Origin of the sequence: Mumia quercus (assembly GCF_025506335.1) — a bacterium.
Classification (GTDB): Bacteria; Actinomycetota; Actinomycetes; order Propionibacteriales; family Nocardioidaceae; genus Mumia; species Mumia quercus.
The window spans coordinates 150,904-174,956 of the sequence record NZ_JANZYO010000008.1 but is presented as its reverse complement, the minus strand read 5'-3'; the positions used below and the strand labels follow the sequence as shown (position 1 = coordinate 174,956).

At 71.3% G+C, this 24,053-nt stretch carries 22 protein-coding genes; 15 read left to right on the top strand and 7 right to left on the bottom strand.

The window, feature by feature from the left end:
• Window positions 1-35: 35 nt before the first annotated feature.
• The 10 genes from NYZ95_RS18885 (at window position 36) to NYZ95_RS18840 (ending at window position 10,523) form a co-directional block, all read left to right on the top strand.
• Window positions 36-800 (top strand): ABC transporter ATP-binding protein, encoded by a 765-nt coding sequence (locus NYZ95_RS18885; protein ID WP_262852891.1) that lies wholly within the window; start codon window positions 36-38, stop codon window positions 798-800.
• Window positions 797-1,558, top strand: a complete 762-nt coding sequence (locus NYZ95_RS18880) for an ABC transporter ATP-binding protein (protein WP_262852890.1) — start codon at window positions 797-799, stop codon at window positions 1,556-1,558. Before NYZ95_RS18885 ends, NYZ95_RS18880 begins: the two co-directional genes overlap by 4 nt.
• Window positions 1,555-2,430 (top strand): branched-chain amino acid ABC transporter permease, encoded by an 876-nt coding sequence (locus tag NYZ95_RS18875; protein WP_262852889.1) that lies wholly within the window; start codon window positions 1,555-1,557, stop codon window positions 2,428-2,430. Before NYZ95_RS18880 ends, NYZ95_RS18875 begins: the two co-directional genes overlap by 4 nt.
• Entirely contained in the window at window positions 2,427-3,506 is a 1,080-nt protein-coding gene (locus NYZ95_RS18870; RefSeq protein WP_262852888.1) for a branched-chain amino acid ABC transporter permease, read from the top strand. Before NYZ95_RS18875 ends, NYZ95_RS18870 begins: the two co-directional genes overlap by 4 nt.
• Complete coding sequence (locus tag NYZ95_RS18865) at window positions 3,503-5,077, top strand: class I adenylate-forming enzyme family protein (RefSeq protein WP_262852887.1); 1,575 nt, start codon at window positions 3,503-3,505, stop codon at window positions 5,075-5,077. Before NYZ95_RS18870 ends, NYZ95_RS18865 begins: the two co-directional genes overlap by 4 nt.
• A complete protein-coding gene (locus NYZ95_RS18860) occupies window positions 5,074-5,742 on the top strand; it encodes a TetR/AcrR family transcriptional regulator (RefSeq protein WP_262852886.1) in 669 nt (222 codons plus the stop codon). Before NYZ95_RS18865 ends, NYZ95_RS18860 begins: the two co-directional genes overlap by 4 nt.
• Entirely contained in the window at window positions 5,739-6,500 is a 762-nt protein-coding gene (locus NYZ95_RS18855) for a 3-hydroxybutyrate dehydrogenase (protein ID WP_262852885.1), read from the top strand. The genes NYZ95_RS18860 and NYZ95_RS18855 overlap by 4 nt, the downstream gene beginning before the upstream one ends.
• Window positions 6,497-7,393 carry an alpha/beta hydrolase gene (locus tag NYZ95_RS18850; protein WP_262852884.1) on the top strand — a complete coding sequence of 299 codons (897 nt, stop codon included), beginning with the start codon at window positions 6,497-6,499 and terminating at the stop codon, window positions 7,391-7,393. The genes NYZ95_RS18855 and NYZ95_RS18850 overlap by 4 nt, the downstream gene beginning before the upstream one ends.
• Window positions 7,394-7,659: 266 nt before the next feature.
• Entirely contained in the window at window positions 7,660-8,586 is a 927-nt protein-coding gene (locus NYZ95_RS18845; protein ID WP_262852883.1) for a MurR/RpiR family transcriptional regulator, read from the top strand.
• Window positions 8,587-8,600: 14 nt separating this feature from the next.
• Window positions 8,601-10,523, top strand: coding sequence for a hypothetical protein (locus tag NYZ95_RS18840; protein WP_262852882.1), 1,923 nt, complete (start codon window positions 8,601-8,603; stop codon window positions 10,521-10,523).
• Between the two features lie 28 nt (window positions 10,524-10,551).
• Here NYZ95_RS18840 and NYZ95_RS18835 read toward each other — a convergent pair whose 3' ends face one another.
• Both NYZ95_RS18835 and NYZ95_RS18830 read right to left on the bottom strand, forming a co-directional pair.
• Complete coding sequence (locus NYZ95_RS18835) at window positions 10,552-11,295, bottom strand: hypothetical protein (protein ID WP_262852881.1); 744 nt, start codon at window positions 11,293-11,295, stop codon at window positions 10,552-10,554.
• 97 nt (window positions 11,296-11,392) lie between these two features.
• Window positions 11,393-11,950, bottom strand: a complete 558-nt coding sequence (locus tag NYZ95_RS18830) for an RNA polymerase sigma factor (RefSeq protein WP_262852880.1) — start codon at window positions 11,948-11,950, stop codon at window positions 11,393-11,395.
• Window positions 11,951-11,969: 19 nt separating this feature from the next.
• Here NYZ95_RS18830 and NYZ95_RS18825 point away from each other — a divergent pair, with 19 nt between their 5' ends.
• The 3 genes from NYZ95_RS18825 to NYZ95_RS18815 are packed head-to-tail and all read left to right on the top strand — an operon-like array spanning window position 11,970 to window position 13,607.
• Window positions 11,970-12,884 carry a serine/threonine-protein kinase gene (locus tag NYZ95_RS18825; protein WP_262852879.1) on the top strand — a complete coding sequence of 305 codons (915 nt, stop codon included), beginning with the start codon at window positions 11,970-11,972 and terminating at the stop codon, window positions 12,882-12,884.
• Window positions 12,885-12,930: 46 nt separating this feature from the next.
• Entirely contained in the window at window positions 12,931-13,185 is a 255-nt protein-coding gene (locus NYZ95_RS18820) for a type II toxin-antitoxin system Phd/YefM family antitoxin (RefSeq protein ID WP_262852878.1), read from the top strand.
• Entirely contained in the window at window positions 13,182-13,607 is a 426-nt protein-coding gene (locus tag NYZ95_RS18815) for a type II toxin-antitoxin system VapC family toxin (protein WP_262852877.1), read from the top strand. Before NYZ95_RS18820 ends, NYZ95_RS18815 begins: the two co-directional genes overlap by 4 nt.
• Window positions 13,608-13,679: 72 nt before the next feature.
• Here NYZ95_RS18815 and NYZ95_RS18810 read toward each other — a convergent pair whose 3' ends face one another.
• Window positions 13,680-17,081 (bottom strand): M14 family zinc carboxypeptidase, encoded by a 3,402-nt coding sequence (locus NYZ95_RS18810; protein WP_262852876.1) that lies wholly within the window; start codon window positions 17,079-17,081, stop codon window positions 13,680-13,682.
• A 109-nt stretch (window positions 17,082-17,190) separates the two neighbouring features.
• On the opposite strand from NYZ95_RS18810, the gene ppk2 reads away from it, so the two are divergent.
• Together ppk2 and NYZ95_RS18800 are read left to right on the top strand one after the other, a co-directional pair.
• Window positions 17,191-18,003 (top strand): polyphosphate kinase 2, encoded by an 813-nt coding sequence (gene ppk2 / locus NYZ95_RS18805; RefSeq protein ID WP_262852875.1) that lies wholly within the window; start codon window positions 17,191-17,193, stop codon window positions 18,001-18,003.
• The gene (locus NYZ95_RS18800) at window positions 18,000-18,578 is read left to right on the top strand and encodes a GNAT family N-acetyltransferase (protein ID WP_262852874.1); all 579 of its coding nucleotides are present in this window, start codon (window positions 18,000-18,002) and stop codon (window positions 18,576-18,578) included. Before ppk2 ends, NYZ95_RS18800 begins: the two co-directional genes overlap by 4 nt.
• 12 nt (window positions 18,579-18,590) lie before the next feature.
• On the opposite strand, the gene NYZ95_RS18795 is transcribed toward NYZ95_RS18800, so the two are convergent.
• From NYZ95_RS18795 to NYZ95_RS18780, 4 genes are all read right to left on the bottom strand, one after another.
• Entirely contained in the window at window positions 18,591-19,268 is a 678-nt protein-coding gene (locus NYZ95_RS18795) for a hypothetical protein (protein ID WP_262852873.1), read from the bottom strand.
• 20 nt (window positions 19,269-19,288) lie between these two features.
• Window positions 19,289-20,221 (bottom strand): HAAS signaling domain-containing protein, encoded by a 933-nt coding sequence (locus tag NYZ95_RS18790; protein ID WP_262852872.1) that lies wholly within the window; start codon window positions 20,219-20,221, stop codon window positions 19,289-19,291.
• Window positions 20,218-20,556, bottom strand: a complete 339-nt coding sequence (locus NYZ95_RS18785) for a PadR family transcriptional regulator (RefSeq protein ID WP_262852871.1) — start codon at window positions 20,554-20,556, stop codon at window positions 20,218-20,220. The genes NYZ95_RS18790 and NYZ95_RS18785 overlap by 4 nt, the downstream gene beginning before the upstream one ends.
• A 64-nt stretch (window positions 20,557-20,620) precedes the next feature.
• A complete protein-coding gene (locus NYZ95_RS18780; protein ID WP_262852870.1) occupies window positions 20,621-24,019 on the bottom strand; it encodes a DUF8742 domain-containing protein in 3,399 nt (1,132 codons plus the stop codon).
• Window positions 24,020-24,053: the final 34 nt, after the last annotated feature.

The following is a 24,053-nucleotide window of genomic DNA, read 5'->3' as shown; positions in this document are numbered from 1 at the left end:
TGCCCCTCCCCACGACAGAAGAGAACGACGACGTCATGACACCACCAGCCACGCTCGCGCTCGAGGTCCGAGGCATCGGCCTACGGATCGGCGGGGCGACCATCCTCGACGGCATCGACCTCGCGGTCGAACGCGGATCGATGATCGGCATCATCGGACCGAACGGCGCCGGCAAGTCCACGCTGTTCAACGTGATCTCCGGTCTGGTCACCCCCACCGAAGGGACGGTGCACCTCAAGGGCGAGGACGTCACCGGCCTCTCGGTGCCGCACCGGGCGCGAGCGGGGCTGGGGCGTACGTTCCAGACGTCGAGCCTCTTCCCCGAGCTGTCGCTGCTGGAGAACGTGCGGCTCGCCGCGCAGGTCTCGCGGGGCGGCAGCCTGTCGATCGTCAAGTTCCCGCGTCGCGGTGACGCCGCCACCCGCGCGGCGTACGAGCACCTCGCCGAGGTCGGCCTCGCCGACCGTGCCGACGTCACCGCGGGCGGGCTCTCGCACGGCGACAAGCGCAAGCTCGAGATCGCGGTGCTGCTCGCGTCGCAGCCGGACGTGATCCTCCTCGACGAGCCGATGGCGGGCGTCGGCTCCGGCGACGTGGCCGGGCTGAGCGCCATCATCGGCAGTCTCCACCGCGACCAGGGGCGCACCGTCCTCATGGTCGAGCACCACATGGACGTCCTCCTCGGTCTCGTCGACAAGGTGGCGGTGCTGCACTTCGGCACGCTCCTCGCCTTCGACACGCCCGCGACCGTGATGGCCGACCCCACCGTCCAGAACGCCTACCTCGGGACCAACGCATGAGCACCACACCTACGAACGGCTCGGAGCCGGTGCTCGTCGTCGAGCACCTGGCGGCCGAGATCGACGGCCAGCAGGTCGTCGAGGACGTCAGCCTCACCGTGCCTTCGCGCGGAATCACCGCCGTCCTGGGGCGCAACGGCGTCGGCAAGACGAGCACGTTGCGCGGAATCCTCGGACTGATCCGCCGTACGGGGTCGGTCACCCTCGCCGGTGAACGGATCGAGAAGCTGCCGACGTACAAGATCGTGCAGCGCGGTGTCGGCTACGTGCCGGAGGACCGCGAGGTGTTCGCCAAGCTGACCGTCGCCGAGAACCTCCGCCTGGCGGAGCGTACGTCGGCGCCGCGCCGCGAGCTCGTCGACGCGTTGTTCCCCGACCTCGTCGCGCGGCGCGACCAGATGGCGGGCACGCTCTCCGGCGGCCAGCAGCAGATGCTGTCCCTGGGGCGTGCCCTGATCAACGAGAACGTGCTGCTCGTGGTCGACGAACCGACGAAGGGTCTCGCGCCGCGGATCGTCAACGAGGTCGCCGACGCCCTCATCGAGGCGGCGAAGACCGTCCCGATCCTGCTCGTCGAGCAGAACCTCGAGGTCGTACGGCGCCTCGCCGGTGACGTGGTCGTGATCGAGAGCGGTCGCGTGGTCCACACCGGCGACGCGGTCGCGCTGCTCGACGACGACGACCTGACCACCCGCCTGCTCGGCGTCCACGCGGACACCGACTCCGACACCGACACGACCACGGAGGTCGCCCGATGAGCACCGTCGTCCTCCTCGCCATCACCGGTCTCGGCCTGGGCGCGCTCTACTTCCTCGTGGCGTCCGGGCTCTCGCTGATCTACGGCCTCATGCACGTGCTGAACTTCGCTCACGGCAGCTTCCTCACGCTCGGTGCGTTCCTCGGCTGGATGGTCGCCGACCGGATCGACGCGACGAGCTGGCTCGGCTTCGCCGTGTCGATGCTCGTCGGTGCGGCGATCGGTGCCCTGGTCGCGGCGCTGACCGAGCTGCTGCTGATCCGGCCGCTGTACGAGCGGCACATCGAGCAGGTGCTCGTGACCGTCGGCCTCTCGCTGGCCACGGTCGCGCTGTTCGAGGGCATCTGGGGATCGGACCCGCGCTTCATCCGCGGACCTGCGTGGCTCGACGAGACCACCGGGATCGCCGGCGCCCGCATCCCCAACGACCGCTTCGTGGTGATCGCCGTCGCCGCGGCCGCGCTGATCGCGATCCTGCTCTTCCTGCGGCACACCCGCTACGGCATGATCATCCGCGCCGGCGTGGAGAACCGCGCCATGGTCACCGCGCTCGGCATCGACGTCCGCAAGTCCTTCACGCTCGTCTTCACCCTCGGCGGAGCGGCGGCCGGACTCGGCGGAGTGCTCGCCTCGCACTACTTCGGGTACGTGTCGCCGAGCCTCGGCGGCTCGCTGCTGATCTTCGCGTTCATCGTCACCGTCATCGGCGGTCTCGGCTCGCTCACGGGAGCAGCCGTGGCCTCGGTCCTGGTCGCGCTGCTGCAGCAGTTCGCCAACTACTACCTCTCCGGCACCGGCGACTTCGTCATCGTGCTGGCCCTCGCCGCCGTGCTCCTCGTACGGCCCACCGGTCTGATGGGAGCCCGCGCATGACCCGCACCGCGATCCGCGCCGCCGGCGTCGTCGTCCTCGTCGTCGTGATGGCGGTCCTGCCGTTCCTCAACCTGCAGGTCCCCGGCGTGCTGCCCAGCCCGACGTACCAGCCGGGCGCCCTCAGCCTGCTCGCGCTCTGCATGGTGTTCGCGGCGCTCGCCCTGTCGTACAACCTCCTGCTCGGCACCGCCGGCCTGCTGTCGTTCGGGCACGCGCTCGCCTTCGGCGCCGGAGCGTACGGCCTGGGGATCGTGCTCGAGCACACGGGCCTGTCGTTGTGGTCGGCGCTGCTCGTGACGCTGGTCGGGGCGTTCGTCCTCGCCCAGGTCACCGGCGCGATCAGCCTGCGCGTCAACGGCATCCCGTTCGCCATGGTCACGCTCGCGTTCGCGCAGGCGGGCTCGGTGCTCGTCCGTCGCAACCCGGGCGAGACCACCGGCGGCGAGGAGGGCCTGGGCCTGGCGACCGATCAGGTGCCCGACTGGATGATCGGTGTCAGCAACACCCGCAACCTCTACTGGATCGCGCTCGCGATGCTGATCCTCGTGTTCCTCGTCGTGGTCTGGATCGACCGCTCGCGCGTCGGGCACGTCGCGGCCGCGACCCGGGAGAACGAGCTGCGCGTCCGCGTGCTCGGCCTCCAGCCGTACGCGGCCAAGCTGATCGTCTTCACCGTCGCCGGCGTCCTGGCCTCGCTGTGCGGGGCGGTCTACCTGCTGCTCCAGAGCGGCGCGGTCCCGCGTGTCGTCTCGGCCGACTTCACGATCACGGTCCTCGTGATGGTGGTGCTCGGCGGTGTCGGATCCCGGTGGGGTGTCGTGGTCGGAGGCGTGCTCTACACGCTGCTCAACCAGCGCCTCGCGACGCTCGCGCACTCGGACACGGTGGAGTCGTTGCCGGCCGTGCTGCGGGTGCCGTTGTCGGAGCCGATGTTCCTCCTCGGCACGCTCTTCATCCTCGTGGTGATGTTCTTCCCCGGCGGGATCGCCGGCGCCGCCCGCAGCGTCGCGTCGCGGTCGTCGGCCCGTGAGGAGCGGCAGCGTGACCAGGCCCGCCTGGCAGAGTCGGCCGCATGACGTTCGCGACATGGGGGAGCGCCGACGACGGCTCGCACACCGTCGGACGCTGGCTGACCGACCGTGCTCTCCAGGACCCGTACGCGACCGCGATCGACGATCGTGGCGTCACCATCTCGTACGGGGCGCTGGCCGGCCGTGCGGACGCGCTCGCGGAGCGGCTGCGCCACGCGGGCTACGTCCCAGGGGACCGCGTCGCCACCCTGACCGGCAACTCGATCGACCACGTGGTGGCGTTCTTCGCCTGCGCACAGGCAGGGCTCGCGCTCGTCCCGCTGTCGTGGCGGCTGACCGCAGGGGAGCTCGCCGACCTCCTGGACCGTGTCGCCCCGGCGCTGCTGCTCGTCGAGGACGAGTACTCCGCGCTCGGCCGTGACGCGCTCGCCCGTACGACCGACGCGCCGCCGGTGGCCGAGCTCGGGACGACCGGGGTCGAGGCGGGCGTGCCGTCGTGCGTCGCCCGGACCGGGGAGCAGTCCGAGGTGCGGGTGCTTCGCCCTGTCCGGGACGACGACGCGCTGCTGGTGATCGTCACCTCGGGCAGCGGCGGGCGTCCCAAGCCGGTCGTGCTCACGCACGCGTCGTGCTTCTGGAACAACCTCGCGCTCGGGCAGGCGGTCGAGATCACGTCCTCGGACGTGGTGCTCGCGACGCTGCCGCAGTTCCATGTCGCCGCCTGGAACGTGCAGCCGCTGCTCGCGTGGCGTACCGGCGCGACCGTCGTCCTGGAGCGGTCGTTCCAGCCCTCACGCGTCCTCAGCCTGATCGCCGAGCGTCGCGTCACCGCCATGATGGGCGTGCCGACCCAGTACCACCTGCTCGCCGAGGACCCCGCGTTCGCGACCGCCGACCTGTCGAGCCTGCGGACCGCGATGTCCGGCGGGTCCGCGATGCCGTACGCGCTGTGGCGCCGCTGGGCCGACCGCGGTGTCGGCATCACGCAGGGGTACGGCCTGACCGAGGCCGGACCCAACGTCCTCCTGCTGCGTCCCGACGAGGCGGCCGACAACCCGGGCTCGGTCGGGCGGCCGTACCCGTACGTCGAGGTCGGGCTCCGCGACCCCGACACGGGCGTCGACCTCGTCGGCCCGGGCACCGGTGAGCTCTGGGTGCGGGGGCCGAGCCTGTGCGCCGGCTACCTCTTCGACCCCGAGGCCACGTCGGCCGCGCTGGCCGGGGGACGGCTGCTCACCGGAGACCTCGCCACGCGCGACGCGGCGGGTCGCTACCGGATCGTCGATCGCCTCAAGGACCTCTACATCAGCGGCGGGGAGAACATCGCGCCCGCCGAGATCGAGACGGCGATCGCCGCGCACCCGCTGGTCGCCGAGGTGGCGGTCGTCGGCGTCCCCGACGACGTGTGGGGCGAAGTCGGGGCGGCGTTCGTCGTGCCCGCCTCGGGCGCGGCCCTGACCGCCGACGAGATCCGGTCGTTCCTCCGGGGGACGGTCGCGAGCTTCAAGATTCCGAAGTACGTCCATGTGCGCGCGGAGCTCCCGCGCAACGCACTCGGCAAGATCGTGCGTCCCGCGCTCCACGCGGACGCCACCAAGACTGGGGGAGACCGATGAGTGCCGCAGAGGACTTCGGGCTGGAGGAAGAGGAGACGGTCTCGTCCGCGCAGGGCAGGCCGCTGACCAAGCGCGGGGAGGCGACGCGCGCCAAGCTGCTGGCAGCCGCCGAGGACGTGTTCGCCGAGCTCGGCTACCACGAGGCGTCGATCGTGAAGATCACCGAGCGCGCCGGCATCGGGCTGGGCACGTTCTACCTGTACTTCGACTCCAAGCAGTCGCTCTTCGAGGCGCTCGTCGTGGACCTCAACCGGCGGGTCCGGCGCTCCATGGCCGAGGCGATGGAGGGGGCCACCAACCGGCTCGAGGCCGAGCGGGCGGGGTTCGCAGGATTCTTCCGCTTCACCGCCGAGCACCCCGCGCTCTACCGCGTGGTCCGTGAGGCCGAGTTCGTCTCACCCGAGATGCTGCGCCTGCACTACACGCGGATCGTCGAGGGCTACCGCGCCGGCCTCGCCAAGGCGCAGGCGGCGGGGGAGGTCAGCGACATCGACCCCGAGGTCGCCGCGTGGGCGCTGATGGGCATGGGCGAGCTGCTCGGCATGCGCTACCTGCTGTGGGAGCGCGACGCCGACGGCCGACCTCCCGCCGCCGTCCCCGACCACGTCCTGACCGAGATGATGAGGCTCGTCAACGATGGCCTCGCCCCCAAGGAGAAGCCATGACCGACCGTCCCGACCGTCCGCTCGAGGGCCGCCAGGCCGTCGTCACCGGTGGGGCCAGCGGCATCGGTCTCGCCTGCGTCCGCGAGCTGGTCGCCCTCGGCGCCGACGTGACGATCGCCGACATCGACCCAGAGACGACCAAGCAGGTCGCCACCGACCACGGCGTCGACGCGTGGGTCGTGGACCTGGCGGACACCGCCGCGCTGGAGACCGTCGAGCTCGACGCCGACATCCTCGTCAACAACGCAGGCATCCAGCGGGTCAACCCGCTGACCACGTTCGCGCCGGAGGACTTCCGGCTCATCCACCGGCTGATGCTCGAGGCGCCCTTCCTCCTCGCGAGGGCGGTGCTGCCGCGCATGTACGAGCGGGGCTGGGGGAGGATCGTCAACGTCTCCAGCGTGCACGGGCTGCGCGCCAGCGCGTACAAGTCGGCGTACGTCTCCGCGAAGCACGGCCTGGAGGGCCTGTCGAAGGTGACCGCGCTCGAGGGCGCCGCGCACGGCGTGACGAGCAACTGCGTCAACCCCGGTTACGTCCGTACGCCGCTGGTCGAGAAGCAGATCGCCGACCAGGCCGCCGCGCACGGGGTCTCCGAGGACGAGGTCGTCGAGAAGATCATGCTCACCGGCACCGCGGTGAAGCGTCTCGTGGAGCCCGAGCAGGTGGCCTCGCTCGTCGCGTGGCTCTGCTCGGACGCCGCCGCGATGGTGACCGGCGCCTCCTACACGATGGACGGCGGGTGGACGGCTCGATGAGCACGCGTTATCGCACCGTCGACGTGCCCGTCGACGGCGGCTCGCTGCGGGTCGGGGTCTGGGAGCCGTCGGCGGGGCCCGATGTCGAGGCGCCGACCGTCCTTCTCGTCCACGGCGTGACCGCCTCGCACCGCTCATGGGACCTGCTCGCCGAGCGCCTCCCCGACGTACGTCTGGTGGCGCCCGACCTGCGTGGCCGCGGCCGCAGTAACGAGGTCGCCGGCCCGGCGGGGATGACCGCTCACGCGCGCGACCTGGTCGCCGTGCTGGACCACGTGGGCGTCGACTCGCTCACCGTCGTCGGCCACTCGATGGGCGGGTTCGTCGCCGTCGTCCTCGCCGACCAGCACCCGGACCGCGTGCGCTCCCTGGTGCTCCTCGACGGCGGGCTGCCGCTGGACGTTCCTGCCGGGCTGGCTCCCGAGGAGGTCATCGCGACGGTGCTCGGCCCGACCGCCGAGCGGCTGGCGATGACGTTCCCCGACCTCGACGCGTACCTCGGCTTCTGGCGTCGGCACCCGGCGTTCGCCCACGACTGGTCGCCCGCGCTGGAGGGGTACCTCGCGTACGACCTGGTGGGGGAGCCGCCGTCGCTCCGTGCGGCCACGCAGTACGCGACGATGGCCGAGGACACGGTCGACCTCAACGGCGGAGAGGCCCCGATGCGTGCGATTGCGAACCTGCGTCACCCGGCGCTGCTCGTGACGGTGCCGCGGGGTCTCCTGGACGAGACGCCGGGCCTGTACGCGGCCGAGCGCGTCCCGTCGCTGCTCGCGGCCGCGCCGACCGTACGGCACGAGCAGGTCGACGGGCTGAACCACTACACCCTGGTGCTCTCGGAGCGCGGGGCCGACGCGGTGGCCGAGCTCATCCGCAAGGAGCTCGTGGGCTGAGCAGCCGGCGCGCCCCTCGACGGTCGTAGGCGTACGCCCCGCGCCCACTCCCGTCTCAGCCCGGGGTTTGCCACGCTGGCGTGGCAAACCCCGGTTGGCGCGGCGTGCTTGCCGCGCCAAGTGGAGGTCCCCACGCTGGCGTGGCAAACCGCGGGGGCGGGAGGGGCGACGAGGCTGAGGAGCGGAGAGGGACGCCGAGCGGCGCGGCGGCCTGATATGTCGTATCGGCCTTGCGTGGCTTCGTGTCATACGTGATAGTTCCTGTCATGAGTGTGACGCAGGCCACACCCGGGTTCGCCGGTGAGGGGATCCTCGGCCGCCTGCGTCTGCTGCTCCCCGACCTACCGGAGTCGACGCGCCTCACGGCCCAGCGGATCCTCGACGACCCGCACTCCGCGGTCGCCGGCACGATCAACGACCTGGCCGAAGGCGCCGGCACCTCCACCGGTGCGGTGTCCCGCCTCTGCCGTGCGCTCGGGCTCGACGGCTACCCGAGCCTGCGCGTCAGCGTCCTCACGGAGGCCGGCTCGACACCGTACGGCAGCTGGAACGCCGACATCTCCCGCGAGATCGGCGCAGACGACTCGCTCGCGGACGTCGCTCGTACCCTCCAGGCCGTCCAGGCCCGGGCCGTCCACACCACCCTGGCCGGCCTCGACCTGGACGCGGTCGCGACGGCCGCCGCGGCGATCGGCGGGGCACGCCGGGTCAACGTCTACGCCGTCAGCGGCAGCGCGGTGATGGCGCGCGAGCTCGAGCTGCGGCTGAGCCGGATCGGCATCCCGTGCTGGACGTACGCCGACGTCCACGACGGCCTCGTCGCCGCCGCGCAGCTGCGCGAGGGGGACGTCGCGATCGCCCTCTCGTACTCGGGCGAGACCGACGAGACCCTCGACATGCTGGCGTGCGCCCGCGATCACGGCGCGCTCACCGTGGCGATCACGGCGGGCCACCGATCACGCCTGGCCGACCTCGCCGACCACGTGCTCGTCACCGTCGCCGAGGCGACCACGTTCCGCGACGGCCCGCTCGCCTCGCGCCACTCCGAGCTCGCCGTCGTCGAGATGCTCTACCTCGCCGTGGGGCAGCACGACTACGACCGCACGGTCCAGATGCTCGCCGAGACCGCACGCGCCGTACGCCCGAGGCGCCCCGAACGCCGTACCCGCACCGCCCGCCCGCACCCGCGTTGACCCCAGGAGGAGCCATGCCCCCGAACGACGACGACCAGTCCCGCCCCGGTCTCAGCCGCCGATCCGTCCTCCAGCTCGGAGGCGCCGTCGTCGCCGCGGGGTTCACGCCTCCGCTGGTGGCCGGCGCAGCGAACGCCGCCGCCGCTGCCCCGGCGACCGGTACCGCCGCGGCCACCACCACCACCGCCGCAGCAGCCGCGAGCGCCACCACGGGCGGACCGATCATGAACGACCCGCGCTTCCCGATCGGTCTCTTCTGGCCGCCGCCGCCCACCGAGACCACCGTTGCGCGCTACCGCGAGATCGCCGACGCGGGTTTCACGTTCGTCCACGGCGGCAACTACTCCAACGGCGACGTGCAGATCACCACCCACATGCTCCGCGTCGCCGACGAGGCGGGCCTGCAGGTGCTGGTCGAGGACCCCGACATCAAGTGGGTCCTCAAGAACATGCGCGTCGGCGACTCGTCCCAGCCGTTCACGATCAGCGAGGAGGAGCTGCGCCAGTTCATCGCGAACGCGGTCAACCGTTACGCGCCGTCGTGGCGTGCGGTCGGCGGCCGCCTCCACATCCTCCGCGGCAGCGGTGACGGTTCGATCGGCTGGGTCGCGGACGGCTCCGGGTGGACCGACTACACCTTCGCCTTCGACACCCAGCCGTTGCGCACCGGCGCCGGCGGGTACGCCCAGGCCGGCTGGGCGTTCCGGATCCAGGACGAGCGCAACGCGTACGTGTGGCTGCTCTCGACCCAGGGCAGCGACGGCAAGGCGGTGCTCAAGAAGGCGGTGTTCGTCAACGGCGCCCCGACGGTCACCTCGGTCCCGCTGCCGTACCAGCTCGAGGAAGGACGCTCGTACCACGTCGAGACGACGGTCAGCGGCTCCACCTTCACCACCCGCGTCGACGGCGTTGTGGTCGACACGACGACCGACACCCGGTACGCGTCGGGGTCGGCGGGATTCCGCGAGGCCGGACCCGAGTCGGCGTACTTCGACAACGTCGTCGTCACCGGACCGGGCGGAGCGACGCTGTTCACCGACGCCTTCGACAACGGGCTCGGCGCGTGGCGACTCCCGGCCGGCTCGGGCTATCCGGCGTTCGCGGGTCTGCACCTCTACGACGAGCCGAGCGTCGGCCAGCTGCCGTTGATGGCCAAGGCCGTCGCGATGGCGAACGACGCCTACCCGGACGCGCTGTCGTACGTGAACCTGCTGCCGGGCTTCGGTGCCGGGTACGAGCAGGCGGCGCGCGACCTCGACTCGCCGGTGCTGTCGTTCGACCGCTACCCGATCCTGGCCAGCGGCGAGGACCTCGGCTACTTCCAGAACTGGGCGCAGGTCCGCGCGGCTGCGTTGAAGCACGGGCGCGACTCGTGGGTCTACATCCAGAGCGTCGGCTACGCGAACCACGCGATCCCGACGAAGGCCGACATCTTGTGGCAGATCTCGATCAGCCTCGCGTACGGGTGCAAGGGCATCCAGTACTTCACCTACTGGACCCCCGACCCCGCCCGTGGTGAGGCGTTCACGACGGCCCTCATCACCGTCGAGGGCAAGCGCACGCCGCTCTACCGCTACTCGAAGGACATCAACGAGGACTTCCTCGCGCCGCTCGGCAAGCAGATGCTCGACCTCACCTCGACCGCCGTTCAGGCGGCGGGAGTGGCGAGCCCACCTGCGGGGCTCGACCCGTTCGCGGCCGACGGCCTGGTCTCCGCGGTCGGCGGCGACCCGGTCGTGCTCGGCCGCTTCGTCGACGCCGACGGACGGCTGCACACGCTGGTGGCGAACTACTCGCGCCACGACCGGGCCCGCGTACGCCTCACGCTGCCTGCGGCGGCGCAGGCGTACGACCCGCGGCGTGACCGCTGGGTGCGCGAGCGCGACGGCGAACTGACACTGGCGGCGGGGGAGTCGGTGCTGCTGCGCACAGCGTGAGGCCGAGCGGGACAGGAGGTCGCGCGGTTCAGTCGCCAGCGAGCCGCGCGGCCTCCTTCGCGAGCAGGCCGACCTTCTTCTCGCCGACGGCGTCGTTGACGTCGAGGACGCCGACGCGCGTGCCCACGTTGAACACCGCGTAGCCGCCGGCGACCCGGTCGGAGTCGTACGCGGGGAAGTACCAGACCATGTGGTGCGGCTCCGACGACACGAGCACCGGGTCGCCGTACCCGAAGTCGCCACCCTGGATCGCCTCGCACTCCTCGACCAGCGTCACGATCGTCTCCGCCGCGGTCGCGGCGAGGTTCGGGGTGTCCGTCTCGGCGAGCTGCTCGATGACCTGCCGGCCACCCCGCCCGTCGAGCTGCGTGTCGAGGCGCGTCACGTCGTCACCGGTGACGTCGCCCATCTCGAGGTCGCCCGTGCACGGGCCCAGCGGCAGGAACGAGGGCTGCGCGGCGGCGGTGAACGAGTGGCCTGTGACGTCGTAGTAGAGGCGTTCGCGGACGAGGTTCTCCTCGCTGAGCCCGTCCGACGCGGAGGACGTGGCGTCGCTCGCCTCTGGTGTCTGCGCGGGCTCCGGCACCTGCGCCGTCGCAGGAGCAGCCGCGGTGGAGGTCGTGGCGCTCGGCGTCGGGGAGGCCGGCTGCTGGGTGGTCGGCGGAGTCGCGGTCGGTCCGGTGTCCTGGCTGACCTGGACGACAGCGGCCGCTCCGCCGATCCCGGTGATGACGGTGGTCGCGATCGCGATGACCGCGTGGTCGAGCCTCATGAGCGTTCCTCCTGCGGGCGGGGCGCCTGGTGCACCCGTTCACTCCCTCTGATGCACGCGCCGCCAGGTTTGTTGGCGGTGATCGAGAAAAATCTCGTCACGGAATCGTCCGCAGTGCTTGGCGCATGAAGGTCCGCGCTGCGTGGATGCGGTCGCGGACCGTCCCCACCGACGTCCCGGTGAGCGTGGCGATCTCCGCGTACGGGAGCGAGCCGAGGTCGCGGAGCACGAACGGCTCCACGACCTGCGGCTTCGCCTGCTCCAGCTGGTCGAGCGCCTCCATGAGGTCCAGCCGCGTCCCCGCGATCACGCTCGTCGTCCGTGGGTCGGCGCTCTCGGGGAGCTCGGGGACGCCGCTGTCGGCGGCGCGCTGGCGCAGGCGCCGGTATGTCATCCGCGCGCTGTTCGACGCGATCACGGTGACCCAGCCCTCGAACGACCCCGTACCGGAGTAGCGCGTGATGTTCTGCGTGATCGCGACCAGCGCCTCCTGCGCGGCGTCCTCTGCGTCCTCCGTGTGCGGCAGGAAGCGCGAGCAGCGTCGTACGACCTTCGGCCGGAGCAGCGTGAGCAGCTCGTCCAGCGCGTCGGCCTCGCCGGCACGCGCCCGTACGACGAGGTCGTCCGGCACCAGACCGGGGGAGTAGGAGCTCATGGGCCACTATCTTGTCGCCATGAAGGTGCTCGGGCGCTACCGTCTCGTCCGCGTCCTCGGCTCCGGCGCGTTCGCGACCGTGTGGCTCGCCGAGGATCCCGACCTCGAGGCCGGTGTCGCGCTCAAGGTCCTCGCCGACAACTGGTCGACCAACGCCGACGTCCGGGAGCGGTTCCTCGCCGAGGCTCGGCTGCTGCGCCGCGTGGACGACCCGCGGGTGGTGCGCGTCTTCGACGTCGGCGTGAGCGAGGACGACCGCCCGTACTTCGTCATGGAGTACGTCCCCGGCGGCACGCTTGCGGACCGGATGGACGCGCTGACCACGCGCGAGGCCCTTGCGTACGGGGCGCAGGCCGCACGGGCGCTGCACGTCCTGCACGAGGCGGGCGTCGTGCACCGCGACGTGAAGCCGAGCAACCTGCTCGTCGACGACCGTACGGACCCGCCGCGGCTGGTCGTCTCGGACCTGGGGAGCGCGAAGGTGCTCGCCGAGGCCTCCGGGCTCACGGTGACCACGGGGACTCCTCTCTACATGGCGCCCGAGCAGGCGCACCAGACCGACGGGTTCGACGCACGCGCCGACGTGTACGCGGTCGCCGCGGTGACGTACCACCTGCTCGCCGGCCGCCCGGCGTTCAGCGACGCGACGGCGGCGGCGGTGCTCGTCCGCCGCCCCGACTCGCGCCCGGCGCCGCTCGCGGCGAGCCTCGGGCAGCCCGCCTCGATGGACCACCTCCTGGGGCGCGCGCTGAGCTGGAACCCCGACAAGCGGCCGGCCACGGCTGCGGATCTCGCGGCGGAGCTCGAGCGTCTGCTGAGCGAGGAGCCGTCGCCGCGTACGCACCGCGAGGTGCCCACGGTCGCCGTGCTCGTGGTGTGCCTGGTGCTCTTCCTCGCGGTGTTCACCGGCACGTACCTCTGGCTCACCCCGTGAAGTGGCGCTATTCTTTGGACAGAATAACGCCACCAAGGAGGGCTCGATGGAGGTCGGGATTCGTGAGCTGCGGGACGGACTGAGCCGACACCTCGCCACCGTGCGCGACGGCCACACCCTCACCGTCACCGACCACGGTCGACCAGTCGCGCGGATCGTCCCTGTCGAGAAACCGACCACGTTCGAGCAGCTCGTCACCGAGGGCAAGATCACTCCGGCGGCCCGCCGGAAGGCAGAACGACGAGCACCGATCCGCGCGGGCGGGACGGTCAGCGATCTCGTCGACGAGCAGCGTCGGTGATCGTCTACTTCGATACGTCCGCCCTCGTTCCACTCCTCATCGAAGAGGCGACGTCGGTCGCCTGCGGGGAGATGTGGGACGCCGCTGACGACATCGTCACGACACGACTGGCGTACATCGAAGCGGTCGCGGCGCTCGCGCAGGCGCATCGACTGGGACGCATAGGGCGGTCGGCGGTCGCTCAGGCCAGAGCGTTGCTCGATGAGCTGTGGACGGCATCGAGCGTCCTCGAGCTCGACCGGGCGCTCATGTCCCACGCAGCGAGCCTCGCGGTCACCCACGGGCTTCGTGGCTATGACGCGACCCACTGCGCGGCGGCGATCGCTGTCGACGACACCGCTCTCGTTGCCGTGTCCGGGGATGCCCGACTTCTGCGGGCGTGGCGAGCAGAAGGTCTGGCCGTTCGCGACACGACCGCGTGACCTCTCAGATGAAGCGGCGAGGGGCCGACCGCCTCGCGGCAGCCGGCCCCTCGCGTCACGGGTGCGCCGACGTCATCGGCGGACCCTGATCGTCACCACCTTCTTGGCCCGGGTCAGGTCGTCGTTGCCGAGGTAGGTCACCGTCACCTTCTTCGGCCCCCGGGCAAGACGCGCGATCCTCACCGTCGCCTTGCCCTTCGCGTTGACCTTCACCACGTACGACCGCTTGCCGACCTTGACCAGCGCCGTGCCCCGGGCGTTCACGCCCCTGGCCTTCACGGTGATCGCGACCTTCGGACGGGTCGTGGTCGTGACCCTCTTCGGCGTCACCTTGACCGCGAGCGACGGCTTCGCCTTGGTGACCCGCAGGACGACCGGCGGCGAGCTGGCGCCGCCCACCGGGCCCGAGCCCGCGTAGCGTGCCGTGACCACCCGCGCGCCGGTCGTGGCGAACGGCCCGAGCCGCACCGTCGTACGGCCCTGCTTGTCGAGCGTCCCCGTCCCGACCTTGCGGCCGTCGACGAGGACGTCGACCTTCCCGGACCCGGGAGTCGTCGTGCCGTCCTGCGCGACGGTGACGCCCACCGACGCCACCGCGCCGGAGCGGCCGACGGTGATGCTCGTCGGCCTCACGGACAGCGACACCGCCGCGGTCGGGACACCCGGCGCAGCCGTCACCTTGAGGGCGACGGGCGGCGACGTGCTCGCCGCGAGCTCGACGCTGCCCCCGTACGTGGCGGTGACCAGGTGGTTCCCGGCCGACGCGATCGCCGCGAGCGGGATGTCCGCACGGCCGTCGTCGTCGATCTCGGCCGACCCGGACGCCTCGCCGTCGACGTACACCGTGACGACGCCCGTCGGCTTCGGCTGGTCGCCCGCGCCCGGCGTCGTGACCTGCACCGAGGCCGTCACACCGGTCTCGCCCGCACCGATGGTGCCGCGGTCGAGCGTCAGCGACGTCGCCGAGGCGGGCAGCGGCTCCTCGTACCCGACCTCGGCGATCCAGGTGCGGTAGTTGCCCTCCCTGCCAGGGACGAAGTTGCGCTCGACGTTGCCACGGCTGTCGATGGTGATCCAGCGGATCTCGGCGCCCTGGTCGACCTTGATCCGCTCACCGCCCTCGCGCAGGCCCGCCGCGGCGTAGCGGGTCGAGTGCATCGTCGGCACCGTGCCGTCGGTCGTGTAGAAGACGCTGGCCGGCTCGTTCGTGGCGAACTCGACGTTGACCTTGCCCTCCACGGTGCTCGAGGTCACCTTCACCTCGCTGACCGGCGTCACCGTGTCGGTGTCGTGGTCGCGCGCGATCCGCAGCATCTCGACGAGGCCGTTGGCGAACTCCATGGCCTCCTGGTGAGCCCCCGGGCCCGTCGGCGTCTCGGCCTCGAACGGTGGCTGGAACGTCGAGCCGACCTCGAAGTCCCAGGCGTAGATGCCGTACTTGTACCAGAGCATGTCGCCGGAGTTGCCGGCCGCCGAGTAGAGCGTGTCGACCACGCGGCCCGTGCGCGCCGGCGTGACCGACAAGCCACGGTGCCGCTTGATCGCGGTGAGGATTCGTGACGACGCGCCCTGGAACAGGGACTCCTCCTCGAGCGTCGGCTCCGGCGCGGTGACCCGCCCCGGCACCTTGTACGCCGCGGGCGACCACATGAAGTAGTTGCCCGAGCTGTGCACGTTCATCGACCACGTCATGTTGGGGCGCGCGGCGACCCAGTCGACGTTGCGGGCCTCGGGCTCGCTCAGCTCCGCCGGGCCCGCGAACGTGCCGCTGGTGCAGCTCGTCGACGCCCCGGAGTAGCCGTCGAAGAGGCTGTACTCGTCGTAGTTGCGGTTGACGTCGACGCCCCACGAGTCGCGCGCATTGACGTCGACCGTGCTCCCGGGCGCGCAGTGGTTGACCATGTTCTTGCGCTGCGAGTTGAAGTCGTAGAACGAGTAGTGACCACCGTCGGGGTTGACCGACGGCAGGACCCAGATCTCCAGGTTGTCGACGAGGTCCTTCGTGGGGGCGTGCGACGCGTAGTTGCGCAGCAGCCGCTCGGCCGTCTCGATCGTGACCAGCGGCGGCACCCACTCGCGCGCGTGCTCCTGGGCGTAGAAGAACACGCCCGGCTTCGACCCGTCACGGACCTTGCCGATCTTGATCGCGTACACCGACTGCGGGTCGCGCGAGACACCCTCGGGTGCGTCGAGCCCGTCGGTGAGCGTGGTGGTGGCGGTCGCCGGCACGACGCCGTCGCCGGCGTTGCCGCGATAGGTGTACGCCGACACGAGCGCGCCCGCGGTGGGGTCGGCGTTGAGCGCGGCGACGACCTGCGCAGCCGTGCTCGTGGCGGCTCCGCTCGCGTCGGTCGCCGAGGAGACGGTGATCGCCTTGCCCGAGACGCTGACCGTCAGCGGCTGGTCGGCCGCAGTCGGATGCACGACCGTGACGGTGATCCCGTTGCCGCCCTCGGACCCGTACGCCTTGGAGTCGAGGCCGATCCGACGCGGGTCGTCCGCAGCGGCGGTCCCCGCCGGGACGACCGCCTGGGCGAGGCGCCGGTAGCCGTTCGTCTTGTTCGGGAGCTCGACGATCTCGGCGAGCTCTGGGTAGTCCGTCGCCAGCTGCTTGATGCGGTCGTACAGCTGGGTCGGGTCGAGGTAGGAGGACACGAAGTCCTGCTGGTAGCCCTCACCCTTGAACGGGTCCTCCTCGTCTCCGGTGGGCAGCCAGTCCTGCACCGTGGCGATCGCGGTGTCACCGGTCGGGCTGGTGATCTTGATGCGGTCCGGCCGCGAGGTCAGCGCCTGCTCGCCCGTCGTCGGGCTCGCGCCGCGGTGGTAGAGGTAGACGCCGGCGTCGACGAAGCGGGTGATCGTCTGCGTGCCTCCGCTGCCGAAGGCGGTGCCCGGGCCGCTGTCGCGCTCCACCGTGAGCGCTTCGGTCGCGTCCTGGCCGTTGGCCCACTTCGCCTCGACCGACAGCACGGGAACGCCGAACGACGTGAAGTACTGCGCGCGCGTGATCTTGATGTCGGAGACGTCGGGGTGCGTCGCCTCGTCTGCGAAGGCCTCGTTCTCGGCCTTCGCCGCCGCGATCGTCGCGTCGCGCTCGGCCAGCGCGGTCTCGGTGTCCTCCTGCGTGTAGAGCACGCCGCCGGGCTCGAAGCCGGCCTTCTCGAGCGCCTCGACCTCGTTCGGCGTGACGATCGCGCGCACCTCGAGGCCGTCGGGGCGCTGCTCGACGCCGTGGTCGAGGTCGACGCCGGTGGCGACCAGGCGGTCGAGCTCGGCGGTGCCCGGGACGGTGATCTCGACGACCGACGGGACCTCGCCCGCGAGGCGCTGCGTGACGCTGCTGGTGGGGGCGGGTTCGGTCTCGGGCGGGTCGGCGAAGGCGGCCGGTCCGGTCGTGGCGGTGAGGACGAGGCCGGGCACGGTCAACCCGAGGGCGACGGCCGCGACCTTCCGGCGGAGGGGAGACGATCTCATCATGAGGGGGCCTCATCCAATGCTCGAGGTGCGGAAGAGTGGATCTGCACACCGTAGAGTGATCTGCGTCACTCCGCTGTCCGGCCCGTCGCGGCGTTAAGGTCCCGTCATGGGCGACGCAGAGGAGCAGCCGAAGCTGAGCAAGAAGGCGTACCAGGACGAGCTCGAGCGCCTGCAGGTCGAGCTGGTCAAGCTGCAGGAGTGGGTGCGCCACTCCGGCGCCCGGATCGTGGTGCTGTTCGAAGGTCGCGACGCCGCGGGCAAGGGCGGGACGATCAAGCGCGTCGCCGAGAACCTCAACCCCCGCATCGCGCGGATCGCCGCACTGCCGGCACCGACCGAGCGCGAGAAGACGCAGTGGTACTTCCAGCGCTACGTCCCGCACCTGCCGGCCGCGGGAGAGATCGTGCTCTTCGACCGCTCTTGGTACAACCGCGCCGGCGTCGAGCGCGTGATGGGCTACTGCACGCCCGAGGAGTACGAGCGGTTCATGCGCCAGGCGCCGGTGTTCGAGCAGATGCTGATCGAGGACGGGATCCTGCTCCGCAAGTACTGGTTCTCGGTCTCCGACGCCGAGCAGCTCAAGCGCTTCCGCTCCCGCGCCGACGACCCGATCCGCCGATGGAAGCTCAGCCCCACCGACATCGAGTCGGTAAACCGCTGGGAAGACTACTCGCGGGCGAAGGACACGATGATGGCGTTCACCGACACCGCCGCGAGCCCGTGGTTCGTCGTCGAGTCGGACAGCAAGAAGCGGGCGCGACTCAACATGATCGCCCACTTCCTGTCGACCGTCCCGTACACCGACATCGAGCCGCCGCACATCGAGATCCCCGACCGCCCACCGGCGAGCGGGTCGTACGAGCGCCCGCCGCGCGAGCGCGCGACGTACGTCCCCGACCACGCGGCCAGCCTGTCGTGAGCATCGACGTACGGCCGGCGACGTCGTACGAGGACGTCGCGACGATGGTCGGGCCCAAGCGCCCGGACGCGAACGTGTGCTGGTGCCTCAGCTATCGCCTGACAACCTCCAAGGAGAACCGCGACCTCGTCGGACCCGCGCGCGGCGAGCGGGTGCGCGCGCTCGTACGAGAGGATCCGCCGCCGGGCGTGCTGGCGTACGACGGGGACGAGGTCGTCGGATGGGCGGCCGTGCATCCTCGTGCCGACACGAGCTTCGCCCGGAACCGCAAGATCCCTCACGTCGACGACCTCGACGTGTGGTCGCTGTGGTGCCTGCGCGTACGACCGGGGCACCGCGGTCAGGGCATCGTGCAGCCGCTGATCGAGGGCGCGGTCGACTTCGCCCGCGCGAACGGCGCACCGGTGGTCGAGGCCTACCCGGTCGACAACCGTGGCGCGAAGGTCGACCTCACGATGGCGTACGTGGGCACGCTGGCGTGGTTCGAGCGTGCCGGTTTCGAGAAGGTCGTGGACACCGACTCGGTGCTCAACGGGTTCCCGCGCGTGCTCGTCCGGCGCGACCTGCGGGGCTGAGAGCGGCGCCGCTCAGCTCGTGCGAACCTCGGCGAGGCGGTCGGTGGTCGTGCGCATCAGCTCCTGGAACGACTCCTCCGACGGGCCGCCGACGCCTTCGGAGCTGACGAAGACGACGTCGTTGCCGATCCTTGCCCATCCGAACGTGATCTCGACCGGTGCACCGCTGGGTTGCTGCGTCCCGGTGAGGCGGACGTTGACCTGCGCGTCGACGTCGTCCGAGGCGGGCGTGCTGTCGGCGTCGAGCCGTCCGCGGATGCCGCTGCCGTTCTCGGCGGTCGCCTCGAAGTCGGAGCACGAGCTGACCGCCTCGCTCGTCTCGTCGAACACGTCGGCGACGTCGTCGTCGGGGAACGACGTCGCCGAGCTGGTGATCGTGAGCAGGTTGAACCGGGTGAAGGCCACGCTCGCCGTCGCCGCCCCGTCCGCGCCGGAGACGTCGAGACCGGCGAGGCACTCGATGTCGTTGAGGCTGACACGCGTACCGCTCTCGGCACCCGAGGCGCCGGAGCCCGACACCGGCTCGAAGCCCGGGGCGAGGTCGTCGACCGTGAGCAGCACCGACCCCAGCTGCGTCCCCGAGAGGGTGGACGCCGATCCGGAGGCGTCGTCACCGCATCCGGCGAGCAGGGCGGGGAGGAGCGCGAGGGGGAGGGCGCGGACGAGGCCGCTGCGTCGCCAGTTCGTCACGCGGTGACCCTAGCCGAGCCTCAGGCGCGGGCGCGTCGGGCCTTGAGGAAGCCGTCGACGATGTCCCACGCGGTGACGAGGAGCACGCCGACGATGATCCCCTGGAGCACGTTGTCCAACGTCGAGGCACTCCATCCGAGGCGCTCGACCAGCTCAGGGTTGAGGAAGTCACCGCTCCTCAGCGCCGGCAGCGTCGCCGCCACGAAGGCCGCCCCGAGCGCCGCGTTGACGGCGGCCGCCAGCCAGGTCCATCCCTTGACGTGCACCCAGAGGGTGAACACGACCTCGAGCGCGATCAGGACGAGCACGATCGGGATCCACCACGCCCACAGGCCGGGATCGAGTGCCGGGATGCTCTCGCCGTCGAAGCGGATCGGTGAGCTCGTCTGCTGCCCGATCAGGAGGACCGCCATCACGGCCAGGAAGACCAGGCTCGCGATCGTCTCCCCGTACGGCCGCCCGGGCTTGGCCGTGGCGGGGAGCTTGTCGACGGTCCATCGCTCGGTCGTCTCGCCCTCGCCGGCTCCCGACCAGTCGAGGACGGCGAACACCGCAGTGACCCAGAACGCGATCTGGATCGCGGCGTTGATCATGACGCCGACCGCGCCGATCAACGTCGAGACGATGGCGTCCTCGGACGCGACGCCGCTGATGATGTGCACGGCGCCGACGATGGGCAGGACGATCGTGACCACGAGGACGAGGAGCCGCAGCCACGGGAGGAAGTAGCGCGGGCCGATCAGTCGCGGCTCGCGACCGGTGTAGTCCACGGCGACGAGGAGCGGGTCGCCCATCTCCTCGAGAACCTCGCGCTCGGCGGCGGGGGAGTCCCCGCGGGCGGCGACGGTGTCGGCGATCCGCTCGCGCAGCTCGGCCTCGACGTCGCGCCGCGTGGTCCCCGGCAGCCAGCGGGTGGCCGCGTGGACGTAACGGTCGGTGAGGGCGGTGGTCATCGGGTTCCTCCGTGGGTGAATCGCGCGAGCGCGGTGTCGATGTCATGCCATTCGGTGACGAGCGCCTCGGCGAGACGCTCGCCCTCGGCGCTGGTGCGGTAGAACTTGCGCGGCCGGGCCTCGTCGGTGTTCCACTCGCTGGTGAGCAGGCCCTGCTTCTCGAGGCGTCGCAGCAGGGGATAGAGCGTGTTTGCGTCGACCGCGATGCCGGCCGTGTCGAGCGACTCGAGCAGGCCGTAGCCGTACCCGGGCTGCCGCAGCGAGAGCAGGCAGGCGAGCACGACAGTGCCGCGGCGCAGCTCCTGCAGGTGCTGTCGGATCAGGTCGTCGTCCATGACCGACACGATAGTGTGTGTCACACACTACGTGCAAGTCGCACATTGTCGGATCAAGCGTCGGTCAGTGGGGTTCGCGGCCCTTCGTCCACATCCGGTCCCAGCTCGCCCGGTGACCGGTCGTCTCGAAGCCGCCGAGGTCGACGCCCGCGAACGGGTCGTCGAGATAGCGGACGTCGTCGTGCTCGGGTCCGCGCGGATCGACCCTGACCATGGCGAGCCGGTAGGCGGGCGCGGCGTTCTTGCCGGTCACGACCTCGTTGTGCGTCACGAAGAAGTCCTCGGCGCCGGCGATCCGGGCCTTGACCTCGATGCGGAGGGTGCGGCCGTCGGGCTCGGTGCTCAGCACGTCGTAGCCGGGGTTGTTGAACGCCTGCTCCTCCGGCGTACGGCCCAGACGGCGCTCGGTGGCGAGCACGAGGTCGACCCCTCGGCGCTCGACCTCCTTCGTGGCGACGGCGTGCATCGGTGCGTCGCCGGGGAACGCGTCGTCGAGGTCGGCGAGGGGGAGGACCAGGGCGGCGGTGACGAGCCGCGGCGGCTTGGTCGACATCGTCGACTGCTTGTCGAGCATCGCGAGCCGGCGCTCGAGCCGTACCTCCAGCTCGTGGGCCTTGCGGCGCAGGCTCTCCGCGGCCTCCGACCCTCGTGCGTGCGCCGCCTCGGTGAGGAGGCGCGACCGCTCACTGCGCAGCCGGCTGGTGACCAGCGTGCGTGCGCGCTCGAGGTCGCGCGAGCGCGCGGACTGGACCTCCGCGAGGTACGCGGGGAGCTGCCGCGTGATCACCCAGCTCGTCGCCTGGTCCTCCGCCTGCGCGAGCCACGTCCAGGCGCGAGCGGCCGACAGGTCGACCGAGGGAGGCGCGGCGGCGCAGTCGAGGTACGGCGCGGGTCCTGCCGGAGTCACCTCGCCGTCCTCGTCGACGTACGCGTAGCCGAAGCGTCGCGCCACCGAGCCGCCCGTCGCGTCGACGACCTCCTCGACCACGCCCACCAGCAGGCGCGGGCGGTCGAGGGTCGGAGAGACGAGCACCGTCCCGCGCTCCAGGCAGCCACCGAGCAGCGCGATCGTCTCGTCCATCACGGCGTCGTGGAGCGGATGTCCGGGCGCGAGCAGCTCGGCACGGGCGAGGCCCTCCGGGTCCACACGCGCGAGGTCGAACGTGACCCTGTGGTACCGCGAGGAGACAGGCCCGCGCCGGGTGCTGCGGACCTGCGCGGGAACGTACGTGACCTCGTAGCGCCCCGTCTCTCGACGCGCCATGCGGCCACCGAGCCGGGCGAACGCGGCCCTGAACGCCAGCGCGAGGTAGTGCGGCTGGAGCCGACGCGCACGTGCCTCGTCCATCTCCCTTCGCATCGCCGCGAGGTCGGCCTCGGAGAGGGAGTCGTGGGCGAGCGCGTGCTCGGCCAGCAGCTCCCGGATCCCGTCCGCGACACGGTGGTCGATGACCTCGTCCATGCTCGCGCGGACGTCGGGGTCCTCGCCGTAGCGCACCGCCTCCATCAGCAGGTCGCGCAGCGGTGTCTCGTCGAACGCTCCGCCGAGGATGTCGTACACCTTGCCGCCGTACGCGGCCCGCTGCTCGTCGATCTTCTCGAGCAGCCGCTGGTAGACCTGGCCCTCCCGGGTGTTGCTGGCGACGAGGTTCCAGAGGTGGCAGACCTCGGTCTGGCCGATGCGGTGGATGCGCCCGAAACGCTGCTCGAGGCGGTTCGGGTTCCACGGGAGGTCGTAGTTGACCATCAGGTGCGCGGCGTGGAGGTTCAGCCCCTCGCCGGCCGCGTCGGTCGCGAGCAGGATCTGGGCGTGCGGGTTGGTGGTGAACTCCTCGGTGAGGCGGGAGCGCTCGGCGCGGGGCACGCCGCCGTGGATCGCGAGCACCGCGTCGGGTCTGGCGAGGAGCGCGGTGATGCGACGGCTCAGGTAGTCGAGCGTGTCGCGGTGCTCGGAGAAGATGATGAGCTTGCGCGGGCGCCCGCCGGGGCCGGAGGTGAGCGCCTCCGCCTCGAGGATCGTGCGCAGCTCGCTCCACTTGCGGTCGGTGCCCGCGTCACGCACCTGCCGCGCGGCTCGGGTGAGCGCGTTGAGCTCGGCCAGCTCGGCGTCGAGCTCGCGCACCGTGCGCGACGCCGTCGCGGCATCGACCAGCTCGTCCTCGAGCTGCTCCCGCTCGGCCGCCGCGTACTCCTCGTCGTCGCTGAGGTCCGGCGGGTCCGCGAGGTCGGCCTCCCACGCGTCGACGCCCGCGAGCAGCTCCTCCTTGCGCAGCTCAAGGCGCGCGATGCGGCGTACGAGGGAGCCGTAGATCGCCTCCGGGCTCGACGCGAGCCGTCGCTGCAGGACCGTCAGGGCGAAGCCGACCGTGCTGCGGCGCTTGCCGTCGAGCCGGTCGGCGCGGTTCATGCCGTCACGCACGTACGCCGTGACCGCCTCGTACAGGGTGAGCTCGTGCGCGGTGAGGGCGTACGGGACCGTGCGCGCGATGCGCTCGGGGAAGAGACGCCGGCCGTCGAAGGTGAGGAGGTCCTCCTTGACCATCCGGCGCATCACCCCGGTGGTGTCGGAGGAGTGGACGTCGCGCTGGAACCTGCCCTCGAAACGGTCGCGGTCCAGGAGCGAGAGGAAGAGCTGGAAGTCCTCCTCCTTGCCCGAGTGCGGCGTCGCCGTCATCAGGAGGAGGTGACGCGTCGCGCTCGCGAGGCGCTCACCGAGGAGGAACCGCTTGGTCTTGCGGACTTTGCCGCCGAAGAAGTGGGCCGCCATGCGGTGGGCCTCGTCGACGACGACCAGGTCCCACTCCGCGTCCGCGAGCTGCGCCTGCAGCACCTCGTTGCGCGTCAGGTGGTCCATGCGTGCGATCAGCAGCGGGTGCCGCGCGAACACGTTGCCCGCGCCGACGGCCGCGACCGCGTCGGGAGTGAGCAGGTCGAAGCGCAGACCGAACTTCACGAAGAGCTCGTCCTGCCACTGCTCGACGAGACCGCCCGGGGCCACGACCAGGCAGCGCCGGACGTCGTCGCGCAGCAGCAGCTCCTTGATGTAGAGCCCGGCCATGACCGTCTTGCCTGCACCCGGGTCGTCGGCCAGCAGGAAGCGCAGCGGGGTGCGCGGGAGCATCTCCCCGTACACCGCGCGGATCTGGTGGGGGAGCGGCTGCACCTCGCTCGTCGCGACCGCGAGCATCGGGTCGAAGAGCCCGGCCAGCATGATCCGCTGCGCCTCGGCGACCACCGTGAAGTCGGACGCGGGGGCGTCGAACGGGCGCCCTCCGGCGTCGGCGGAGCCGAGCGCGGCCTCGTCGGCGCGGAAGAGCACCCGCTGCGCCAGGCCGCCCGAGGCGTCCTTGTAGGTGACCTCGAGAGCGTCGCGTCCGTGCCACTGAGCCGCGAGGACGAGCACAGCCTCACCCGGCACCAGACCGGCGACGCGCGCGCCGGCGGTGACCTCTTCTAGGGTCACGTGCGGAGTCCTCCCGAGATGGATAGCGGCCCGA